General features: G+C 61.7%; 1 protein-coding gene and 1 pseudogene. Both read left to right on the top strand.

Annotation, left to right across the window (positions count from 1 at the left end):
* Window positions 1-317, top strand: a 317-nt coding sequence (locus B5F88_RS19990; protein ID WP_087937094.1) for a single-stranded DNA-binding protein, incomplete at its 5' end; no start/stop codon positions are given.
* Window positions 317-596 (top strand): annotated as a pseudogene (locus B5F88_RS19985) (hypothetical protein); the annotation flags it as partial. The gene B5F88_RS19990 and the pseudogene B5F88_RS19985, both read left to right, overlap by 1 nt.

The following is a 596-nucleotide window of genomic DNA, read 5'->3' as shown; positions in this document are numbered from 1 at the left end:
ACGAAACCACGGGCAAGCCCTATGCCATCCTGCGTATCGCCTCGGACCGCCGCTATCGGGATCAGGAGGGCAACCGGCTCACCGACTTCATCTCCATCAAGGTGCGCGGTCCCCTGGCCGAGTTCTGCGCCGCCTATGCCTGGAAGGGCTGCAAGCTGGCCGCCTCCGGCGACTTCGAGACCATCACTTTTTCTGACGATCCCACCCGCCAGCCCGGCTTTCTGATCAAGGCGACGGAGGTGGAGCTCCTCTCCCCCCGTCGGGCAGAGGAGGCGACCGCTGCCGGGCAGAACCAGGGCGAGTGTGAGGCAGCCTGATGAAGAATACTGGGATCATTTACAGCAGCACGGAGCGCACCCCTGTTGTGCTGCCTGAGATGGCCGAGCTGCTCCCGCCTTTGAGCGAGGAGCAGCTCGGCGCGCTGGAGACGGACCTCCTGAAAAATGGGTGCTATACCTCCATCATCGTCAATGAGGATCTGGTCGTTATTGACGGGCATAACCGAAAATCCCTGTGCGACAAGCACGGCCTGCCCTATCAGATGCTGGTGTTCGCCTTTGACGATCTGCTGGAGGCCAAGCAGTGGGCGCTGGATA

The sequence above is a fragment of the Flavonifractor sp. An306 genome, assembly GCF_002159455.1.
Taxonomy (GTDB): Bacteria; Bacillota; Clostridia; order Oscillospirales; family Oscillospiraceae; genus Flavonifractor.
The sequence above is the reverse complement of the archived record's forward strand: the minus strand, read 5'-3'. Positions and strand labels throughout refer to the sequence as shown.